Here is a 19,308-nt window from a genome sequence, read left to right on the forward strand (position 1 = left end):
GGGACTGGGTTTGCCGGTTCGGCGCGGGCCTTTTTGCGCGCGCTGGCAATTCGTTATCGTTGAGGTAGCATGGCGGCCTTGAACACTTGTCGTCAGGCGGCGGCAGGCCGTGCGACATCGAACACTTGGGTGAGAGCAATATGGAAAGCACCGCTGGCATCACGGCGAGCGCGCCGGCGCAACGATACAGCGCCACGGCGATCGGTCTGCACTGGCTGATCGCGTTGTTGATCGTGGGCGGCTTCTGGCTCGGCTGGATCATGACGGACATTCCGGGCTTCACGCCGACGAAGCTCAAATACTTCTCGTGGCACAAGTGGATCGGCGTAACGGTGTTCGCGCTCGCGCTGCTGCGCGTCGTCTGGCGCGCCACGCACCAGGCGCCGTCGATGCCCGATGGCATGCCGCGCTGGCAACAGGGCGCGGCGCATCTCACGCATATTCTGCTTTACGCGCTGATGCTCGTCATTCCCGTGTCGGGTTATCTGTACAGCTCGGCGGCCGGCATTCAGGTCGTGTATCTCGGCGTGCTGCCGCTGCCGACGATCATCGGACCGGACAAGGCGCTGAAGGCGACGCTGCGCATCGTGCACATCGCGTTGAACTACACGTTGCTGTTCTTCGTCGTGATGCACGTTCTGGCTGCGCTGAAGCATCATTTCGTCGATCGCGACGGCCTGCTCGGCCGCATGCTGCCGTTTCTCAGATGAACGCGTGTCATTGTTTCCTCGCCGTTGGCAAGGCGTTTCCCGGCGGCTGATTGTGATCGCGTACTTATGATTTCCAATACCGGTTTGTTCATTCGAACCGTTTGAATAGGGCACACATGAAAGTGAAACTCAACCGTTGGATGGCAGCCGCTGCTTGGTTCGCGATGATCGCGGGCGCGCATGCGCAGGTAGACATGAGCAAGAGCACGGTGACAGCCACGTCGAAGCAGATGAACGTGCCCACCGACGGCAAGTTCAACAAGTTCAGCGCGCAGATTGCGTTCGATCCGGCGAAGCCGACGGCGGGCTCGGCGAACATCACGATCGACACCGGCAGCTACGACCTCGGCGACGACGATTACAACAAGCAGGTGCGCGGCGCGGAATGGTTCGACGCGGGCAAGTATCCGAGCGCGACGTTCGTCTCCAGCGCGATCGCCCCGGCGGGCGGCAACAAGTACAACGTGACCGGCAAGATCACGATCAAGGGCAAGTCGCAGACGGTCACGGTGCCGGTGACGGTCACGCAGCAGGGCGCGACGGAAACCTTCGACGGCGCGCTGCCGATCAAGCGCACCCAGTTCGATGTCGGAACGGGCGAATGGAAAGATACGTCGATCGTCGCGGACGACGTCGTCATCAAGTTTCACATCGTTGCCGCGAAGAAGTGAGCGGCGTTTTTGTCACACACGACGCATAGTCAGCGTATCTGGTTAGTCAGGAGAAGAACTTGAAAAAGCTTTCGATCATTGCCGCGAGCGCGCTCGCATTGGGACTGTCGTTCGGCGCCTCGGTGAGCGCATTCGCCGCCGACACGTACAAGCTCGACCCGAACCACACTTATCCGAGCTTCGAGGCGGACCACTTCGGTGGCGTGTCGACGTGGCGCGGCAAGTTCAACAAGAGCAGCGGTGAAGTCACGCTCGACCGCGCGGCGAAGACCGGCACGGTGAACGTGACGATCGACATCGCTTCGGTCAACACCGGCAATGCGAAGCTGGACGAGCATCTGCAAAAGGCCGAGTTCTTCGACGTCGCGAAGTATCCGACAGCCGAGTACAAGGGCACGTCGATCAAATTCGACGGCGACAAGCCTTCCGAAGTGATCGGCACGTTGACGATGCACGGCGTGACGAAGCCGATGAACCTGAAGATCGAGAGCTTCAAGTGCTTCATGAACCCGATGATGAAGAAGGAAGTGTGCGGCGTCGAAGCGACGGCGACCTTCGATCGCGGCGACTTCGGGATGGATTACGGCAAGTCGTATGGTTTCAGCCTGACGACGGTGCTGCATATTCAGGCTGAGGGCGTGAAGCAGTAACTCGCGCTCCATTGCTGCTTCGAGAAGGCTTCGCGTGTCATGCGCGAAGCCTTTTTTGTGGATCGAGTTTTGGGTTTGGCAATTTTTGCAGGCAATCGCCGCCTGCCAATTGAAGGATGGTAGTTTCGCGTGCGCCAGGACCGGCCGCTCCTTGCCAGCCGAAAGCGCGCCAAAATTTGCTCTGCATTCCAAAACGAATATGATCCATGAATTGCGTCCCGACCTCCGCGATGTAACCGTTTGCGCTGTCGATTCACTCAATCCCCGGCTTGCCGCGCGGGCGCTGGAAATATCGAGCGCGCACTGCGACTTCGGCGATGTCGTGTTGTTCACGCATGAAGAGATCGCGACCAAAGCGCGCATTGTGCGTACGCCGCATATTGCTTCGCGCGAACAGTACAGCGATTTCGTGCTGAAACAAGTCATTCAGCACATCCGCACGCCTTGGGTGCTGCTGATTCAGTGGGACGGCTACGTCGTCGATCCGTCCGCGTGGCGCGCGGAATTTCTCGACTACGACTACATCGGTGCGCGCTGGCCTTGGTGCACGGACGGCATGTCGGTGGGAAACGGGGGATTTTCCCTGCGTTCGGCGAAGCTCATGCGGCTGCTCGCCAGCGACGCATTCCCGCTGAGCGAAGCAGTCTGGGAAGACGAACTGATCGCCCGCCATTTCCGGCCGATTCTCGAAAGGGAGCACGGCATTCGCTTCGCGCCCGAGGACGTCGCCGATCGATTCTCATACGAAAACACCCAGCCGAGCGGACCGACATTCGGTTTTCACTCGCCACACAATATGCACCGCTATATCAGCGAGGCGGAATTGATCGAACTGCTTCAGATCGCGCATCCGAGCACGATTTCGGGGCGGGCCATGATCGCGCTATATGGCAACTATGTTGGCACCCGTAACGTCGCGACGGCGCAGATCCTGTATGCCCGCATGCGGGAGACGGTAAGCGCGGAACATATCAGGGATACGTTGACTGACTGCGGCTTTTCCGCCGCGGTGTCGCAACTGTGCATCTCATTTTGCGAAGATCGATTGCGCGAGGCGGCGCGATGGGCGGAGGCTCCTGAGCGCTTCATCGCCTGAAATGAAAACGGGCCTGTCCGCGAAGACAGGCCCGGTCGTTCTTATCGGCTCGACGTATTTCACGCATCGCTTCGATACTCGGGGAAAGACGTTTCCTCACGAACCCAATGTGCGGACGACAGCGACATCGCATGAGAAAAGTAAATGGTTGTTCTCTCTGTCGACTGCAGGCAGCGGAAACGCGGCATGGTATGGCGCGCTAGAACTTCGTCCGAAAAGACTTGGTTGAACTCGGGATTGCTCAGGTCGGCGGACAGCGCCGTCGCGAACGGCAAGGTGAACGCCATCGAAGCGCTCATTCCGCCCGTGGCGTGAATGTCCTTGAATAAAGCATGCGGTAGGTACTCGTATTTCTCCGAACGGGAAATAAGGATGCCGCAATGTTTTGAGATCCTGAAGTCGTAGCCGCTATCGAGTTCGGCGACGCAGGTTTCGATGTGGTTGGTGAGATAGATGTCGTCGTGATCCATCCAGAAAAAATGAGTGCAGTCCTCCTGGATGAGATGATTCAACGGAATCCGATACCAGTCGTTTTGGGGAATGCTCTGGGGCGTGTACATCCATACTACGGGCGCGCCGAGATCCATGACGCACCATGCGTAGTTGTCTCCGGCTCCGTTCTGATGCACGCAAATGATATCCGGGCGTCGCGTTTGGGCGAGCAGTTGCAGGACACAACTCCGTAGCAATTCCGGGCGATTGTAAGTCGGGATGAAAATCCCGATTTTGTTTTTCTGTGAGGACGACATAACGTACGGTTGGAACGGACTGATTTGCTCGGCAGCGCATTGCGTGCGGATTCGAGCCTAGTCGAAGTCGAGGTTGTCTTTTGTTCTTGCGTCGAAATTTGATGAAATTCGGGAGCCGGAAAAGCAAACGGGCCAGTCACGATGACTGGCCCGTTTTGGTTTCAGCTTTCAGTGCGCCGCAACGCTCAAACCTGCGCACCCGCATTCGGATCGTTCGGATCGTACTTGTCTTTCTTGTCCTTCACGAGATCCTCGCGCTTCACGCCGAACCACATCGCGAGCGCCGCCGCGACGAACACCGACGAGTAAATGCCGAACAGAATACCGACGGTCAGCGCCAGCGCGAAGTAATGCAGCGTCGGGCCGCCGAAGAAGAACATCGACAGCACCATCATTTCCGTACAGCCGTGGGTGATGATGGTTCGCGACATCGTGCTCGTGATCGCGTGGTCGATCACTTCCTTCACGCTCATCTTGCGTTGCTTGCGGAACGTTTCGCGGATCCGGTCGAAGATAACCACCGACTCGTTCACCGAATAGCCGAGCACCGCGAGAATCGCCGCCAGAACGGACAGCGAGAACTCCCACTGGAAATAGGCGAAGAAGCCGAGAATGATGACCACGTCGTGCAGGTTCGCGATGATGCCCGCGACCGCGTACTTCCACTCGAAGCGGAACGACAGGTAAATCACGATGCCGATAACCACGCATGCGAGCGCGAGCAGGCCGTTCGTCACGAGTTCCTTGCCGACTTGCGGACCGACGAACTCGACGCGCTGCAGCTTCACGGCAGCGTTGTCGGCCTTGAGCGCGGTCATCACCTGATCGCTCTGCTGCGCGGACGTCAAACCCTGCTTGAGCGGCAGACGGATCAACACGTCCTGCGACGTGCCGAAGTTCTGCACCTGCGCGTCGGGATAGCCGAGCTTCGACATCGACGCGCGCACCGGTTCGAGTTGCGCGGCTTGCGGATACTGCACCTCGACGACCGTGCCGCCGGTGAATTCCACCGACAGATGCAGCCCGCGATGCACGAGGAAAAATACGGCCACGAGGAACGTCACGAGCGAAATCACGTTGAAAATCAACGCGCGCTCCATGAACGGCAAATCGCGGCGAATGCGGAAGAATTCCATTGTCTATTGCTCCGGACTCAGCGGATTCAGCGGGACTCGCCCGGTTTCTGTTGATCGATGCCGGGGCCCGAACGACGGCGCACCGTCGGCTTGCCCGTGCGCGCCGGCGCTTGTTCGGTCTGGCGCGGCGCGGCCACTGCGGTCTTCGTCTTGCCCTTGGCCGTTTTCACGATTTCGTCGACGGGCGATTCATCGCCGCGTTGCGCCGCGAGATAAGCCGCCGCGGCCGCTTCGGCATTCGTGCCTTCCGGACGCCACACCTGACCGATCGCGAGCGACTTCAGCTTCTTCTTGCCGCCGTACCACAGGTTCACGAGGCCGCGCGAGAAGAACACCGCCGAGAACATCGACGTCAGAATGCCGATACAGTGCACCACCGCGAAGCCGCGCACCGGACCCGAACCGAACGCGAGCAGCGCGAGGCCGGCGATCAGTGTCGTGACGTTCGAGTCGAGAATCGTCGCCCACGCGTGCTTGAAGCCTTCCTGAATCGCGGTCTGCGGCGGCGCGCCGTTACGCAGTTCCTCGCGGATACGTTCGTTGATCAGCACGTTCGCGTCGATCGCCATACCGAGCGCGAGCGCGATAGCCGCGATACCCGGCAAGGTCAGCGTCGCCTGAAGCAACGACAGCACGGCGACGAGCAGCAGCAGGTTCACCGACAGCGCCAGCATGGAGAACACGCCGAAGAGCAGGTAGTACGCGATCATGAAGACGGCGATCGCGGCGAAACCGTACGTGACCGAATCGAAGCCCTTCTTGATGTTGTCCGCGCCGAGGCTCGGGCCGACCGTGCGTTCCTCGATGATGTCCATCGGCGCGGCGAGCGAACCCGCGCGCAGGAGCAGCGCGAGATCGGTTGCGGCTTGCGGCGTCGGCTGGCCGGTGATCGAGAAGCGGTCGCCGAGTTCGGACTGAATGGTCGCGACCGTCAGCACTTCGCCCTTGCCCTTTTCGAACAGCACCATCGCCATCGGCTTGCCGATGTTGTCGCGCGACACGGACGACACCGCGCGTCCGCCCGCAGAATCCAGACGGATATTGACCGAAGGTCGTTGATGGTCGTCGAAGCCCGCGGACGCGTCGATGATGCGGTCGCCGGTGAAGATCACCTGCTTGCGCAGCAGCACGATGCGATCGCCCTGCTTGAACGCTTCGTCGCCGGGCGGCACCGCGTCGTTCGGGCCGATATAGGTGTTGACCGGATCCGCGAGACGCGCTTCGAGCGTCGCCGTGCGGCCGATGATGTCCTTCGCCTTCGCCGTGTCCTGCACGCCCGGCAGCTCGACCACGATGCGGTCGGAGCCTTGCTGCTGGATCACCGGCTCCGCGACGCCGAGTTCGTTCACGCGGTTATGCAGCGTGGTGATGTTCTGCTTGAGCGCGCTGTCCTCGACGACTTTCTGCGCGGCGGGCGAGAACGTGCCGACGACCTGAAAGCCATCACCGCCCTGGCGCGTCGTCCATTGCAGTTCGGACACGCCCGTCTGGAGCAGCGTGCGCGCGTTGTCCGCGCCCGCCTGATCCGAGAAACTCACGACGACCGATTGCCCGACCCGGTTCACGCCGCCATCGCGGATATTGCGGTCGCGCAGATAGGTGCGCGCATCGGCGGCGTCGGAGTCGAGCTTCTTGTTGAGCGCGCCGGCCATGTCGACCTGCAGCAGGAAGTGCACGCCGCCGCGCAGATCGAGACCGAGGTACATCGGCAGTGCGTGCAGGGCCGTCAGCCAGCGCGGCGAGGCGCTCTGCAGATTCAGCGCGACGATGTACTGCGGATCGCTCGGATCGGTGTTCAGCGCCTTCGAAAGCAGATCCTTCACATGCAGCTGCGTGTCCGTGTCTTTCAGACGTACGCGGATGTTCGCGTTCAGCTGCGAATTGTCGAAGGTGACTTCGTCGGCCTTGATGTTGCTCGCGGCGAGCGCGGCTTCGACGTTCGAAAGCGTGGTCGAGTCGAGCTTGACCGTCGCCTTGCCGCTCGATACCTGAACTGCGGGCGCTTCGCCGAAGAAGTTGGGGAGCGTGTACACGAGGCCGATGACGAGCGCCACCAGCATCACGACATACTTCCAGAGGGGATAACGATTCATGGGAATGGCCGACCGGAAAGTTGGCTTCGGAGGAGAGGGCGTCCGGCGATATGCGCGACGAGCCGGTCTGAAGACCCGGATGGCTCGGTGAGCGAGGCCGCGCCGGACGCGGTGGAACGAGTGGCCTTACAGCGACTTGATCGTGCCCTTCGGGAGAATGGTCGTCACTGCCGCCTTCTGGATGGTGATTTCCGTGCCTTCGGCGATTTCCACGCCGACGTAGGCGTCCGTCACCTTCGTGATCTTGCCGACGATGCCGCCATTCGTCACCACTTCGTCGCCCTTGGCCATGGCGGCGAGCATGTTGCGATGCTCCTTCTGACGCTTCATCTGCGGACGGATCATGATGAAGTACAGCACCGCGAACATCAGGATCAGCGGCAGGAAGCTCATCAGGCTCGATTCCGCGCCACCGGTTGCGCCTTGTGCAAAGGCATTGGAAATGAACGACACGTTGGTCTCTCCGTTGTTACATCGAAATAATTGACTGGAAGTCAGCCCGGCATTCTACCACCCGCACCTGCCCGAAAATGCCCGAATGCGCTTTGCCATCAAGCCGTTACGGACGATTCGCGGGCCTTATCGCAAGCAGTAGAAAGCAGATTGTAAAGCTTGGCGCAACGAAGCCGCGCGTTTTCAATCCACGCCGCGCGCGCGATTCTCCGCGAACGTCTTGCGAAACGCCTCGAACGTATGATTTTCGATCGATTCGCGCACTTCGCCAATGAGTTGCAGGTAATAGTGCAGGTTGTGAATCGTGTTCAATTGCGCGCCGAGAATCTCGCCGACGCGATGCAGATGATGCAGATAGCCGCGCGTGAAGTTCCGGCACGTGTAGCAGCCGCAGGATTCGTCGAGCGGCTTCATCGAGTTCTTGTGCGTCGCGTTCTTGATCTTCAGATCGCCGAAACGCGTGAAGAGCCAGCCGTTGCGCGCGTTGCGCGTGGGCATCACGCAGTCGAACATGTCGACGCCCGCCGCGACGCCCGCGACGAGATCCTCCGGCGTGCCGACGCCCATCAGGTAATGCGGCTTGTCGGCGGGCAGCTTCGGGCCGATGTGATTCAGCACGCGCATCATGTCTTCCTTCGGCTCGCCGACCGACAGCCCGCCGATCGCGAGGCCGTGGAAACCGATGTCCGAGAGGCCCGCGAGCGATTCGTCGCGCAGGTCTTCGAACATACCACCCTGCACGATGCCGAAGAGCGCGTTCGGATTGCCTAGCCGGTTGAACTCGTCGATGGAGCGCTTCGCCCAGCGCATCGACATGCGCATGGAATCGGCGGCGTCCTTGTGCGAGGTGGGAATGCCATTGGTCGAGTAGGGCGTGCATTCGTCGAACTGCATGACGATGTCGGAGTTCAGCACCTTCTGAATCTGCATCGATACTTCCGGCGACAGGAAGAGTTTGTCGCCATTGATCGGCGACGCGAACGTGACGCCATCTTCGGTGATCTTGCGCAGATCGCCGAGCGAAAATACCTGGAAGCCGCCGGAGTCAGTCAAGATCGGCCGGTTCCATCCCATGAACTTGTGCAGGCCGCCGTGCGCGCCGATCACTTCGAGACCGGGACGCAGCCACAAATGGAATGTGTTGCCGAGGATGATCTGCGCGCGGATCTCTTCGAGTTCGCGCGGCTGGATTGCCTTGACGGTGCCGTAAGTGCCGACCGGCATGAAGATCGGCGTTTCGACGACGCCGTGATTGAGCGTCAGACGGCCACGGCGCGCCTGGCCATCGGTCGTCAGCAGTTCGAACTTGAGCCCGTTGTCGGGCGGAGTGTGGGTTGCGGTCATTTGAGTTCCTGCCACTGGAAAACAGTCCAGCGCATCGGTTGAGAAAACTAGTCGCGGCGAGTCAGAAGCATTGCGTCGCCGTAGCTGAAGAAACGGTACTTTTGCTCGATTGCGTGACGATATGCATCGCGAATCGTATCCATGCCGGCGAACGCGGAGACGAGCATCAGCAGCGTCGACTTCGGCAGATGGAAATTCGTCACGAGCCGGTCGACGACGCGAAACGCGTAGCCCGGCGTGATGAAGATATCGGTTTCGGCCTGCGTCGCCGAGAGCGGGCGGTTCGCTTGCGCGGCGTCGCGCGCGGCGGCTTCGAGCGCGCGCATCGACGTCGTGCCGACCGCGATCACCTTGTTGCCGCGCGCCTTCACCGCCGCGATGCGATCGACGAGCGATTGCGGCAGGTCGTACCACTCGCTATGCATCTTGTGCTCCGCGATGTTCTCGACGCGCACCGGCTGGAACGTGCCCGCGCCGACGTGCAGCGTCAGCGTCGCGCGCTCGACGCCGCGTTTTTCGAGTTCGGCGAACAGCGCGTCGTCGAAGTGCAGGCCGGCGGTCGGCGCGGCGACCGCGCCCGGATTTGCCGCATAAACGGTCTGATAGCGCGTTTCGTCGTAGGCGTCGGCGTCGTGCTCGATGTACGGCGGCAGCGGCAAGCGCCCGTATTGCTCGATGAGCGTCAGGCATTCGGCAGGGAAGTGCAGCGTGTAGAACGGCTCGACGCGTTCGCCGACGGTCACGTCGAACGCATCCGCGAGGCGGATCGTCGTGCCTTCGGCCGGGCTCTTGCTCGCGCGGATCTGCGCGAGCGCCGTGGTCGCGCCGGTCAGCCGCTCGACCAGCACCTCGACGCGCCCGCCGCTGGCCTTCTGGCCTGGAAAGCGCGCCTTCAGGACTTTGGTATCGTTGAACACCAGCAGATCGCCGGGTGCGAGCAGGTTCGGCAGCTCGGAGAATCGGCGGTCGACGAGCGCGCCATCGGACACCTCGAGCAGACGGCTCGCGCTGCGCTCGGCGAGCGCGTTCTGCGCGATCAGCTCGGGCGGCAGATTAAAATCGAAATCGGAAAGCGTGAACATGGCTTGAACGTAGCGCGAACGGGCGCGAACGAAGTGCAATCGCGCCGAACAAACCTCATATTGTACTTGCGAAGAGAGTCAATGCCCTTGTCCGACCGCCGCGCCGCCGCCACGACCGATCCGCTGACCCTGGAGGAAAGGGACGCGCCGCGTGCCGCCGCGCCGGCGAAAAAGAAGGCGAAAGCGGACGAAAAGCCGAAAACCGTCGTCAAGACGGCGGACAAGCTCGCCAAGCTCGGCCTGAAATCCGACATCGATCTCGTCCTTCATCTGCCGATGCGCTATGAGGACGAAACGCAGATCACGCCCATCGGCGAGCTGATTCCGGGCGACATCGCGCAGACCGAAGGCGTCGTTTTCGACAACGAGATCGCGTATCGGCCGCGCCGTCAGTTGCTCGTGAAAATCCACGACGATTCCGGCGACGAACTCACGCTGCGCTTTCTCAACTTCTACGGCTCGCAGGTCAAGCAAATGGCGATCGGCGTGCGTCTGCGCGTACGCGGCGATGTGCGCGGCGGCTTTTTCGGGCTGGAGATGGTGCATCCGGCGGTACGTCCCGTCGATGACGACACGCCGCTGCCGCAAGCGCTGACGCCGGTTTATCCGTCGACGGCGGGAATTTCGCAGGCGTATTTGCGCAAGGCGATCGACAACGCGATCACGCGCGTCGATCTGCCCGAACTGCTGCCCGCGCCGATCGCGAAGGCGCATTTGCAGCCGCTCAACGTGCCCGGTCTGCTCGACGCCGTGAAGACGCTCCATCATCCGCGCGCCGATTCCGACGAAACCGCGCTGATCGACGGCACGCATCCGGCGTGGACGCGCATCAAGTTCGAGGAACTGCTGGCGCAGCAGTTGTCGCTCAAGCGCGCGCACGAAGAGCGCCGCACGCGCGCCGCGCCCGCGATGCCGCGCCGCGCGCCGGACGACGACGCGTCGCTCGTCGTGCGTCTGTTGCGCGCGCTGCCGTTCGCGCTGACTGGCGCGCAGCAGCGCGTGGTCGCGGAAATCGCGGGCGAACTGACGCTCGCGCATCCGATGCAGCGTCTGCTTCAGGGCGATGTCGGCAGCGGCAAGACGATCGTCGCGGCACTCGCGGCGGCGCAGGCCGTCGACGCGGGTTATCAGGCCGCGCTCATGGCGCCGACCGAAATTCTCGCGGAGCAGCACGCGCGCAAGCTGCGCGGCTGGCTAGAGCCGCTCGGGGTCACGGTCGCGTGGCTCGCGGGCAGTCTCAAGGCGAAGGACAAGCGTTCCGCGCTCGAAGCAGCGGCGCTCGGCACGGCGAAACTCGTCATCGGCACGCACGCGATCATTCAGGACGCGGTCGAATTCGCGCGCCTCGGGCTCGTGATCGTCGACGAGCAGCATCGCTTCGGCGTCGCGCAGCGGCTCGCGTTGCGCGCGAAGGCGCTGAACGCGGCTGACGGAAAAGCCGATTTCCAGCCGCATCAACTGATGATGTCCGCGACGCCGATCCCGCGCACGCTCGCCATGACGTACTACGCCGATCTCGATGTCTCGACCATCGACGAACTGCCGCCCGGCCGCACGCCGATTCTCACCAAAGTAGTGTCCGACGGACGGCGCGACGAGATCATCGGCCGCGTGCGCGAGGCGGCGCTGACCGGAAGGCAAGTGTATTGGGTCTGTCCGCTGATCGAAGAAAGCGAGACACTTCAGCTTCAGACGGCCGTTGAAACTTACGAGACGCTCGTCGCCGCGCTGCCGGAACTGCGCGTCGGGCTGGTTCATGGCCGGCTCGCACCCGCCGAAAAAGCCGCCGTGATGGACGCGTTCTCGCGCAACGAAGTGCAATTGCTCGTCGCGACGACGGTGATCGAAGTCGGCGTGGACGTGCCGAACGCATCGCTGATGGTGATCGAGCATGCCGAGCGCTTCGGCCTCGCGCAGTTGCATCAGTTGCGCGGACGCGTGGGGCGGGGCAGCGCGGCGTCCATCTGCGTGCTGATGTACTCGAATCCGTTGTCGCAGACGGCGCGTGCGCGGCTGCAAACGATGCGCGAAACGACCGATGGCTTCGAGATCGCCCGGCGCGACCTGGAAATTCGCGGTCCCGGCGAGTTTCTCGGCGCGCGGCAATCGGGCGAAGCGATGCTGCGATTCGCGAGTCTTGAAAACGACGGCTGGCTGATCGAACCGGCGCGCGCCGCCGCCGATCAGATGCTTGCGCAGTTTCCCGACGCCGTCACGCGCCATCTGGCGCGCTGGCTCGGCGCGCGGGAGCACTATTTGAAGGCTTGACTGAACTCGCGCGGGCCATGTCGGTCCCTATTTAACCTGCGCGGACCGGCGAATCGGCAAAAGTTGTCGAACGGCAGCCGGCGGGTGTATAACTCAAACCTATCGAATCAATGTATTTCATTGGCCTCCAATGACCCTCACCGAATTGAAGTACATCGTCGCGGTCGCGCGTGAACGGCATTTCGGCCGCGCGGCCGAGGCGTGCTTCGTCAGCCAGCCGACCTTGTCGGTGGCAATCAAGAAGCTCGAAGACGAACTGAACGTGCAGATCTTCGAGCGCGGCACGAGCGAAGTCAGCGTAACGCCGATCGGCGAGCAGATCGTGACGCAGGCGCAGCGCGTGCTCGAACAGACGCTCGCCATCAAGGAAATCGCCAAGCAGGGCAAGGATCCGCTCGTCGGACCGCTGCGTCTGGGCGTGATCTATACGATCGGACCGTACCTTCTGCCGACGCTCGTCAAGCAGATGATCAAGTCCGTTCCGCAGATGCCGCTCATGCTCCAGGAGAACTACACGCTCAAACTGATCGAGCTTCTGAAGCAAGGCGAAATCGATGTCGCGATCATGGCGCTGCCGTTCCCTGAAACCGGCCTGATGGTGCGCGCGCTCTACGACGAGCCGTTCGTCGTCGCGATGCCGTCGGGGCACGCGTGGGAGAACCGTGCGAAGATCGATCCGGACGATCTCAAGCAGGAAACCATGCTGCTGCTCGGCAGCGGCCATTGCTTCCGCGATCACGTCCTCGGCGTGTGCCCGGAACTGATGCGCTTCTCGCAGAACGCGGACGGCATCCAGAAGACGTTCGAAGGCTCGTCGCTGGAAACGATCCGTCATATGGTCGCGAGCGGCGTCGGCATTACCGTGTTGCCGCGCATGTCGGTGAGCGAGGTGAAGCCGCACGCGGCGGGCATCGATTCGGGTCTGCTCAGCTACGTACCGTTCGACGAGCCCGTGCCGGACCGGCGCGTCGTGCTCGCGTGGCGCAAGAGCTTCACGCGCATGCCCGCGATCGACGCCATCTGCGACGCAATCGCCAATTGCGATCTGCCGGGCGTGAAAAAGCTCGATATGCCGGTCGCCGTGAACTGACTCGGCTGTCCCCACGAAACGCCGCGCTCTGGCAACGGAGCGCGGCGTTTTCTTTTTTGCGGTAGCGCGCGCAAGCGAAACCGGCACTTCGCTTGATCTATCGCATATATAAATTTAATCGAATTATAAAAACCGATAGCTTGCGTTACGATCCTTCTCAGATGACGACACAGAGAGGATTTCATGACCGCCGCGACCTTCTTCGACCGCTGGAGTGACCTTCGCCAGATGGCGGTCTCGATCCTCGCCGATTTCGCAAGCGCCGCATGACGCGCGGCCGATCCGCATTCATCTCACGCCGAACCTCAAAAACAGGAGCATCACGATGACGACTCAACGACTCACGACCGCAGCAGGCGCACCCGTCGGCGACAACCAGAACTCGCAGACCGCAGGTCCACGCGGCCCGGTCACGCTGCAAGACTTCTGGCTCGTCGAAAAGCTCGCGCACTTCGACCGCGAAGTGATTCCCGAGCGCCGCGTGCACGCGAAGGGCTCGGGCGCTTTCGGCACGTTCCGCGTCACCCACGATATCTCGCGCTACACGAAGGCGAAGCTGTTCGCCGACATCGGTAAGGAAACGCCGATCTTCATGCGCTTTTCCACGGTCGCGGGCGAGCGCGGCGCCGCGGACGCCGAACGCGACGTGCGCGGCTTCTCGATCAAGTTCTACACGGAAGAGGGCAACTGGGACGTCGTCGGCAACAACACGCCGGTGTTTTTCATCCGCGATCCGCTGAAGTTTCCCGACTTCATCCACACGCAAAAGCGCGATCCGTACACGAATATGCGCAGCAATGTCGCGGCGTGGGACTTCTGGTCGCGTCATCCGGAATCGCTGCATCAGGTGACGATTCTCATGAGCGACCGCGGCATCCCGAAGAACTACCGTCAAATGCACGGCTTCGGATCGCACACGTTCTCGTTCATCAATGCCGACGGTGAGCGCTTCTATGTGAAGTTCCATTTCAAGTCGCAGCAGCCGCTCGAGAACTATACCGACGCCGAAGCCGCCGCCGTGATCGCCGCCGATCGCGAGAGCGCGCAGCGCGATCTCGTCGACAACATCGACAAAGGCAATTTCCCGCGCTGGAATTTCCGCATTCAGGTGATGACGGAAGACGAGGCTGCGAAGTCGAAGGTGAATCCGTTCGACATCACGAAAGTGTGGTCGCACAAGGACTATCCGCTGATCGACGTCGGCGTGATCGAGCTGAATCGCAATGCGCAGAACTACTTCGCGGACGTCGAGCAGGCCGCCTTCACGCCGGCGAACGTGGTGCCGGGCATTGGCTTCTCGCCGGACCGGCTGTTGCAGGGGCGTCTTTTCTCCTATGGCGACACGCAGCGCTATCGGCTCGGCGTCAACCATCATCAGATTCCGGTGAATGCGCCGCGTACGTCGGTCGCGAACACGTTTCATCGCGATGGCGCGATGCGGACCGACGGCAACCTCGGCGGCCGCGTGAACTACGAGCCGAACCGTTACGGCGAATTCGCGCAGGACGTGAACGCAAACGAGCCGCCGCAAGCGGGCGGGATGGTGCATCGCTACGACCATCGCGAGGACGACGATTACTACAGCCAGCCGGCAGCGCTTTTCAGACTCTTCGACGAAGCCCAGCGCGAACGCTTCTTCGGCAACATCGCGCGGCACATTCATGGCGTGCCGAACGAGATCGTCGCGCGGCAGATCGGGCATTTCCGCCGTATCGATCCGGCGTATGCGCAAGGCGTGATCGATGCGCTCGCGAAGCTCGGGCAGACGATCGAAGAGCAGGACACCGCAGCCGTCTGACGGCGGCGCTTTCGGAAACACGGGAGAACACATCATGTCTCAGGCGTTGCATCACATCGCACAGGCCGTCGAGCAGATCGACGCAACGAGCGTTCGGGCATCGCGCGGCGTGCGCGTCGCGATCGCGTTCGGGATCGTCGCGGTGGGATACGGGCTGATCGTCGCGGGCGGTGTCGCGGGCGCGTGATAGCGTCGCCGTGCAATGAATCGTTCCCCGTTTATACGATAAACTGTCGAACGCTCGAAACGCCGCGCGGCAAGCTCTTGCGCGCGGCGTTCGCACCTTTCGAATCAACTCTCTCTCGGAGTCATCATGGCGAAGAAAGGCATTGCACCCGCCGTCAATATCGGCATCAGCGACAAAGACCGCAAGAAGATCGCCGACGGGCTGTCCCGCCTGCTGGCCGACACGTACACGCTGTATCTGAAGACCCACAACTTTCACTGGAACGTCACGGGTCCGATGTTCAACACGCTGCATCTGATGTTCGAGACCCAGTACAACGAACTGGCGCTCGCCGTCGATTCGATCGCCGAACGCATTCGCGCACTGGGCGTGCACGCGCCGGGCAGCTACAAGGACTTCGCGAAGCTGTCGTCGATTCCGGAAGCGGACGGCGTGCCGGCCGCCGAAGACATGATCCGCCAACTCGTGGAAGGCCAGGAAGCCGTCGTCCGCACCGCGCGCGAGATCTTCCCGGCGACGGAAGCCGCGAACGACGAGCCGACCGCCGACCTGCTCACGCAACGCATGCAGACGCACGAGAAGACCGCGTGGATGCTGCGCGCGATGCTGGCCTGAAGCGCTCGGCCTCGACATGACGAAACCCCGCTTTCACGCGGGGTTTTTGCTTTTCGGGCTGATCTAAAATAGCTCGTCGTGAATTTCGCTCCCAGGTCCGCCATGTTCGCCCGTTTTCCGCTCTACATGCGCCTCGTGCGCCTCGACAAGCCTATCGGCAGCCTGCTGCTCTTGTGGCCGACGCTCAATGCGTTGTGGATCGCGTCGAGCGGCCATCCGTCGCCGATGCTGCTCGTCATTTTCATCGTCGGCACGATATTGATGCGCTCGGCGGGCTGCGCGATAAACGACTACGCGGATCGCGATTTCGACCGCTACGTGAAGCGCACGGCGGAGCGGCCGATCACATCGGGCAAGATCAAGGCGTGGGAAGCCGTGGCGCTCGCGGCGGCGCTCTCGCTCGTCGCGTTCCTGCTGATCCTGCCGCTCAACACGCTCACGAAGGAACTGTCGGTGTTCGCGCTGTTCGTGGCGGGTTCGTATCCGTTCACCAAGCGTTTCTTCGCGATCCCGCAGGCGTATCTGGGCATCGCGTTCGGCTTCGGCATTCCGATGGCCTTCGCCGCCGTGCAGAACCAGGTGCCGATGCTCGCGTGGATCATGCTCGCGGCGAACGTGTTTTGGTCGGTCGCGTACGACACCGAATACGCGATGGTCGATCGCGACGACGACATCGAGATCGGCATTCGCACGTCCGCGCTCACCTTCGGGCGATACGACGTGCTTGCCGTCATGCTCTGCTACGCGATAACGCTCGCGATTTACGTGGGCATCGGCGTCGCGCTGGGCTTCCGCTGGCCCTACTGGCTCGGCTGGCTCGCAGCGGCGGGCTGCGCGGTTTATCACTATGGGCTGATCCGCAATCGTGAGCGCATGGCGTGCTTCGCCGCGTTCAGGCATAACAACTGGCTCGGCGGGATGTTGTTTGCGGGGATTGCGTTGCAGTATGCACTGTCGAACTGATCCCGTTCGCGTGGATCGGGTGCCGCAACGTGTGCAACGCACGTTGCGACATCGCGCCGCCCGCTGTTTTATTCCGGCCTGCGAAATGGTCTGAGAACGACAAATTTGTTCACATTGAAGTCTCGCGGTCTTATCTTTTGATAAGTTCGCCAAGTTAGGCAACTAGCTAATCCTTTGGGCGCGTCTGAAAGACGCGTTATACACCGCCCGGCAATTCGATTGCGAATGCGCCGGCCTTCCTTCGACAAGCCAACCGAACGCCGCGGGGTATTTCCGCGCGGCTGCATTCGTTCGTTTGCTTTACTTCCAATGTGTCAGTCATGGGTTTTCTCGCTCGCTTCGATCTAACCGGACTCGCATCCCGAAACGGAGTCACGCATCTCATCGAGACCGGCTATGGACGAGGCGACTCGTGCCGTGCCGCCTTGGGCGCGGGTTTCGCGAAAGCGCTGTCCTGCGAAATCTTCGAACCGCTCTTCGCCGAAGCGGAGCAAAGCGAGCGGCTCAATGTGGTGAACGCGGACAGTCTCACCTTTCTGCGCTCCGATTCGGTGACCGGCGTGCTCGCCGAACAGCGCTGCCTCGTGTTTCTCGACGCACACTATCCGGGCGCGGACCATGGCGGCAAGAGTTACATGAGTCAGGAACACTCTCCGACCGAGCGCCTGCCGTTGCTCGCGGAACTTGAACTCATGCGCGGGCGGGCCAGTGACGCGCTTATCGTGCTGGACGATGTACGCATCTACCGGCGCGAGTTTCAGACAAGCTGCGGGACGCTTCCGGATTGGGCCGAAAACGGCTTCGATCAGGAAGCGGCGTTCCTCGAACTGCTGGCGTCGTTCGACTCCTCGCACACGCTGCACTGGCATTCCGAGGATACGGGCTACGCGGTCCTGTGGCCGCGCGCATGGGGCGAATACGCGCTGAAAAAATGGGTGATGCCCGGCGACCAGACGCAGCCGTTCGCGCTCACCCTAGGCGTTCCCGGCACGACCTGCATCTCGCTCAACCGCCGCTTGCTCGACGCTCGTTTCAGCAATCGCTGGCTCGTGGGCAATGGGCTCGATATCGGCGGCGGCAATGACAGCATCGCGCTGTATCGATCGTTGTTTCCGCGTATCGACAGGGTGACGGTCTACGAGTGGGAGCAGGGCGACGCGCAATATCTCGAGAACGTTCAGGACGACAGCTTCGATTTCGTCTATTCCGGGCACTGCCTCGAACACATGATCGACCCGCGTGTCGCGATGCGCCACTGGTTGCGCGTGCTCAAGCCGGGCGGCCATCTCGTCATCACCGTGCCGGACGAGGATCTCTACGAGCAGGGCATGTGGCCGTCGACGTTCAACGGCGACCACAAGCACACGTTCACCCTATACAAGCGGGAAAGCTGGTCGCCCGTTTCGATCAACGTTGTGGATTTGCTGCGCAGTTTCGAGCGCGAAGTCAGCATCAAGAAGGTCGAGCTTCTGGATCACAGTTTCCTGCACGGCATGGAGCGCTACGATCAGACGCGCACCGCATTCTCGGAATGCGGCATAGAATTCGTCGTGCAGAAACTTTGAGAGCGCGGCGCCCTCAAGCCCCGCCCAACTCATCCCCCATCTCTCTCGCCCGCGCTTCTGCCGCGAGCGCGCCGCGCACGATCGCATCCTTCACGCCTTGCGCCTCGAACGATGCGAGCGCCGCCGCCGTCGTGCCGCCCTTCGACGTCACGCGCTCGCGCAGCACGCTCGCCGGCTCGCCCGATTGCGCGGCGAGTTGCGCCGCGCCGGTGAAGGTCGCGACCGCGAGCGCGCGCCCTTGCTCCTCATCCATACCGAGCTGGCGCGCGGCTTCCTGCATCGCTTCGATGAAATAGAACACGTAGGCCGGGCCGCTGCCGGAGATCGCGGTGACGGCGTCGAGCTTCGCTTCGTCGTCGAACCAGACGGCCGTGCCGACCGCTTCCAGCACTTGCGACGCGAGCGCCTTCGCCGCATCGGTGACGCCAGGCAGCGCGGCGAGCCCCGTCACGCCCATGCCGATCAGCGCGGGCGTGTTCGGCATCGTGCGCACGATCTGCGCGTAGCCGTTCAGCCAGCGCGAAAGATCCGTCGCGCGAATGCCGGCCGCGATGCTGATGATCGTCTGCTTCGACAGATGCGGCGCGAGCGCTTCGGCCACGCTCTTGAGCACTTGCGGCTTCACCGCGAGCACGATCGCGTCGTAGCCGGCGAGCGCTTCGTCGACAGCCGCGCCCGTCGCGATGCCGAACTGCTTCGCCGTGCGCGCGCGCGCTTCGTCGTTGATGTCGATGGCATAGATGTCAGCGGGCGCCGTGCCGCGCTTGATGAGACCGCCGATGAGCGCCGCGGCCATGTTGCCGCCGCCGATGAATGCAATTTTCATGGTTGATGGTGA

At 62.0% G+C, this 19,308-nt stretch carries 18 protein-coding genes; 11 read left to right on the forward strand and 7 right to left on the reverse strand.

The window, feature by feature from the left end; genetic code table 11:
• Positions 1-140: 140 nt before the first annotated feature.
• The 4 genes from NCS02_RS02340 to NCS02_RS02355 all read left to right on the forward strand — a co-directional run bounded on the left by NCS02_RS02340 (position 141) and on the right by NCS02_RS02355 (position 3,127).
• On the forward strand, positions 141-710 hold the full coding sequence (locus tag NCS02_RS02340) for a cytochrome b (RefSeq protein WP_008351524.1): 570 nt from the start codon (positions 141-143) through the stop codon (positions 708-710).
• Positions 711-826: 116 nt separating this feature from the next.
• Positions 827-1,381, forward strand: a complete 555-nt coding sequence (locus tag NCS02_RS02345; RefSeq protein WP_175979802.1) for a YceI family protein — start codon at positions 827-829, stop codon at positions 1,379-1,381.
• Between the two features lie 59 nt (positions 1,382-1,440).
• Positions 1,441-2,031 (forward strand): YceI family protein, encoded by a 591-nt coding sequence (locus NCS02_RS02350; RefSeq protein ID WP_008351520.1) that lies wholly within the window; start codon positions 1,441-1,443, stop codon positions 2,029-2,031.
• A gap of 55 nt (positions 2,032-2,086) precedes the next feature.
• Positions 2,087-3,127, forward strand: coding sequence for a DUF5672 family protein (locus NCS02_RS02355; protein WP_250481470.1), 1,041 nt, complete (start codon positions 2,087-2,089; stop codon positions 3,125-3,127).
• Between the two features lie 59 nt (positions 3,128-3,186).
• On the opposite strand, the gene NCS02_RS02360 is transcribed toward NCS02_RS02355, so the two are convergent.
• From NCS02_RS02360 to queA, 6 genes are all read right to left on the reverse strand, one after another.
• Positions 3,187-3,756: a hypothetical protein gene (locus NCS02_RS02360; protein WP_250519305.1), complete on the reverse strand. Its 570-nt coding sequence runs from the start codon at positions 3,754-3,756 to the stop codon at positions 3,187-3,189.
• Between the two features lie 305 nt (positions 3,757-4,061).
• Positions 4,062-5,012: a protein translocase subunit SecF gene (gene secF / locus NCS02_RS02365; RefSeq protein WP_008351514.1), complete on the reverse strand. Its 951-nt coding sequence runs from the start codon at positions 5,010-5,012 to the stop codon at positions 4,062-4,064.
• 26 nt (positions 5,013-5,038) lie between these two features.
• Positions 5,039-7,105 carry a protein translocase subunit SecD gene (gene secD / locus NCS02_RS02370; RefSeq protein WP_008351512.1) on the reverse strand — a complete coding sequence of 689 codons (2,067 nt, stop codon included), beginning with the start codon at positions 7,103-7,105 and terminating at the stop codon, positions 5,039-5,041.
• Between the two features lie 126 nt (positions 7,106-7,231).
• Positions 7,232-7,558, reverse strand: a complete 327-nt coding sequence (gene yajC, locus NCS02_RS02375; RefSeq protein ID WP_008351510.1) for a preprotein translocase subunit YajC — start codon at positions 7,556-7,558, stop codon at positions 7,232-7,234.
• A gap of 183 nt (positions 7,559-7,741) precedes the next feature.
• Complete coding sequence (tgt, locus tag NCS02_RS02380; RefSeq protein WP_034470631.1) at positions 7,742-8,902, reverse strand: tRNA guanosine(34) transglycosylase Tgt; 1,161 nt, start codon at positions 8,900-8,902, stop codon at positions 7,742-7,744.
• A 47-nt stretch (positions 8,903-8,949) separates the two neighbouring features.
• Positions 8,950-9,984 carry a tRNA preQ1(34) S-adenosylmethionine ribosyltransferase-isomerase QueA gene (gene queA, locus NCS02_RS02385; protein ID WP_034470633.1) on the reverse strand — a complete coding sequence of 345 codons (1,035 nt, stop codon included), beginning with the start codon at positions 9,982-9,984 and terminating at the stop codon, positions 8,950-8,952.
• 81 nt (positions 9,985-10,065) lie between these two features.
• Between queA and recG the strand changes: the two genes are divergently transcribed.
• From recG to NCS02_RS02420, 7 genes are all read left to right on the forward strand, one after another.
• On the forward strand, positions 10,066-12,252 hold the full coding sequence (gene recG / locus NCS02_RS02390; RefSeq protein ID WP_008351505.1) for an ATP-dependent DNA helicase RecG: 2,187 nt from the start codon (positions 10,066-10,068) through the stop codon (positions 12,250-12,252).
• 130 nt (positions 12,253-12,382) lie between these two features.
• Complete coding sequence (locus NCS02_RS02395) at positions 12,383-13,342, forward strand: hydrogen peroxide-inducible genes activator (protein ID WP_008351503.1); 960 nt, start codon at positions 12,383-12,385, stop codon at positions 13,340-13,342.
• Between the two features lie 325 nt (positions 13,343-13,667).
• Positions 13,668-15,140, forward strand: a complete 1,473-nt coding sequence (locus NCS02_RS02400) for a catalase (protein ID WP_008351501.1) — start codon at positions 13,668-13,670, stop codon at positions 15,138-15,140.
• Between the two features lie 34 nt (positions 15,141-15,174).
• Positions 15,175-15,327, forward strand: a complete 153-nt coding sequence (locus tag NCS02_RS02405; protein WP_250519306.1) for a hypothetical protein — start codon at positions 15,175-15,177, stop codon at positions 15,325-15,327.
• Between the two features lie 126 nt (positions 15,328-15,453).
• A complete protein-coding gene (locus tag NCS02_RS02410) occupies positions 15,454-15,942 on the forward strand; it encodes a Dps family protein (RefSeq protein ID WP_008351500.1) in 489 nt (162 codons plus the stop codon).
• 102 nt (positions 15,943-16,044) lie between these two features.
• A complete protein-coding gene (ubiA, locus tag NCS02_RS02415) occupies positions 16,045-16,905 on the forward strand; it encodes a 4-hydroxybenzoate octaprenyltransferase (RefSeq protein ID WP_250481472.1) in 861 nt (286 codons plus the stop codon).
• Positions 16,906-17,225: 320 nt separating this feature from the next.
• Complete coding sequence (locus NCS02_RS02420; protein ID WP_250481473.1) at positions 17,226-18,470, forward strand: methyltransferase domain-containing protein; 1,245 nt, start codon at positions 17,226-17,228, stop codon at positions 18,468-18,470.
• A gap of 13 nt (positions 18,471-18,483) precedes the next feature.
• Here the strand turns inward: NCS02_RS02420 and proC are convergent, their stop codons facing one another.
• A complete protein-coding gene (proC, locus tag NCS02_RS02425; protein WP_250456592.1) occupies positions 18,484-19,296 on the reverse strand; it encodes a pyrroline-5-carboxylate reductase in 813 nt (270 codons plus the stop codon).
• Positions 19,297-19,308: the final 12 nt, after the last annotated feature.

The sequence above is a fragment of the Caballeronia sp. NCF2 genome, from assembly GCF_023631205.1.
Classification (GTDB): domain Bacteria; phylum Pseudomonadota; class Gammaproteobacteria; order Burkholderiales; family Burkholderiaceae; genus Caballeronia; species Caballeronia zhejiangensis.

What these genes read in the sequence shown, in the direction of transcription:
- ubiA (WP_250481472.1), top strand. Translation starts at nt 16,045, where the DNA reads ATGTTCGCCCGTTTTCCGCTCTACATGCGCCTCGTGCGCCTCGACAAG.
- NCS02_RS02420 (WP_250481473.1), top strand. Translation starts at nt 17,226, where the DNA reads ATGGGTTTTCTCGCTCGCTTCGATCTAACCGGACTCGCATCCCGAAAC.
- recG (WP_008351505.1), top strand. Translation starts at nt 10,066, where the DNA reads ATGCCCTTGTCCGACCGCCGCGCCGCCGCCACGACCGATCCGCTGACC.
- tgt (WP_034470631.1), bottom strand. Translation starts at nt 8,902, where the DNA reads ATGACCGCAACCCACACTCCGCCCGACAACGGGCTCAAGTTCGAACTG.
- NCS02_RS02400 (WP_008351501.1), top strand. Translation starts at nt 13,668, where the DNA reads ATGACGACTCAACGACTCACGACCGCAGCAGGCGCACCCGTCGGCGAC.
- NCS02_RS02345 (WP_175979802.1), top strand. Translation starts at nt 827, where the DNA reads ATGAAAGTGAAACTCAACCGTTGGATGGCAGCCGCTGCTTGGTTCGCG.
- queA (WP_034470633.1), bottom strand. Translation starts at nt 9,984, where the DNA reads ATGTTCACGCTTTCCGATTTCGATTTTAATCTGCCGCCCGAGCTGATC.
- proC (WP_250456592.1), bottom strand. Translation starts at nt 19,296, where the DNA reads ATGAAAATTGCATTCATCGGCGGCGGCAACATGGCCGCGGCGCTCATC.
- NCS02_RS02340 (WP_008351524.1), top strand. Translation starts at nt 141, where the DNA reads ATGGAAAGCACCGCTGGCATCACGGCGAGCGCGCCGGCGCAACGATAC.
- NCS02_RS02410 (WP_008351500.1), top strand. Translation starts at nt 15,454, where the DNA reads ATGGCGAAGAAAGGCATTGCACCCGCCGTCAATATCGGCATCAGCGAC.
- secF (WP_008351514.1), bottom strand. Translation starts at nt 5,012, where the DNA reads ATGGAATTCTTCCGCATTCGCCGCGATTTGCCGTTCATGGAGCGCGCG.
- secD (WP_008351512.1), bottom strand. Translation starts at nt 7,105, where the DNA reads ATGAATCGTTATCCCCTCTGGAAGTATGTCGTGATGCTGGTGGCGCTC.
- NCS02_RS02405 (WP_250519306.1), top strand. Translation starts at nt 15,175, where the DNA reads ATGTCTCAGGCGTTGCATCACATCGCACAGGCCGTCGAGCAGATCGAC.
- NCS02_RS02395 (WP_008351503.1), top strand. Translation starts at nt 12,383, where the DNA reads ATGACCCTCACCGAATTGAAGTACATCGTCGCGGTCGCGCGTGAACGG.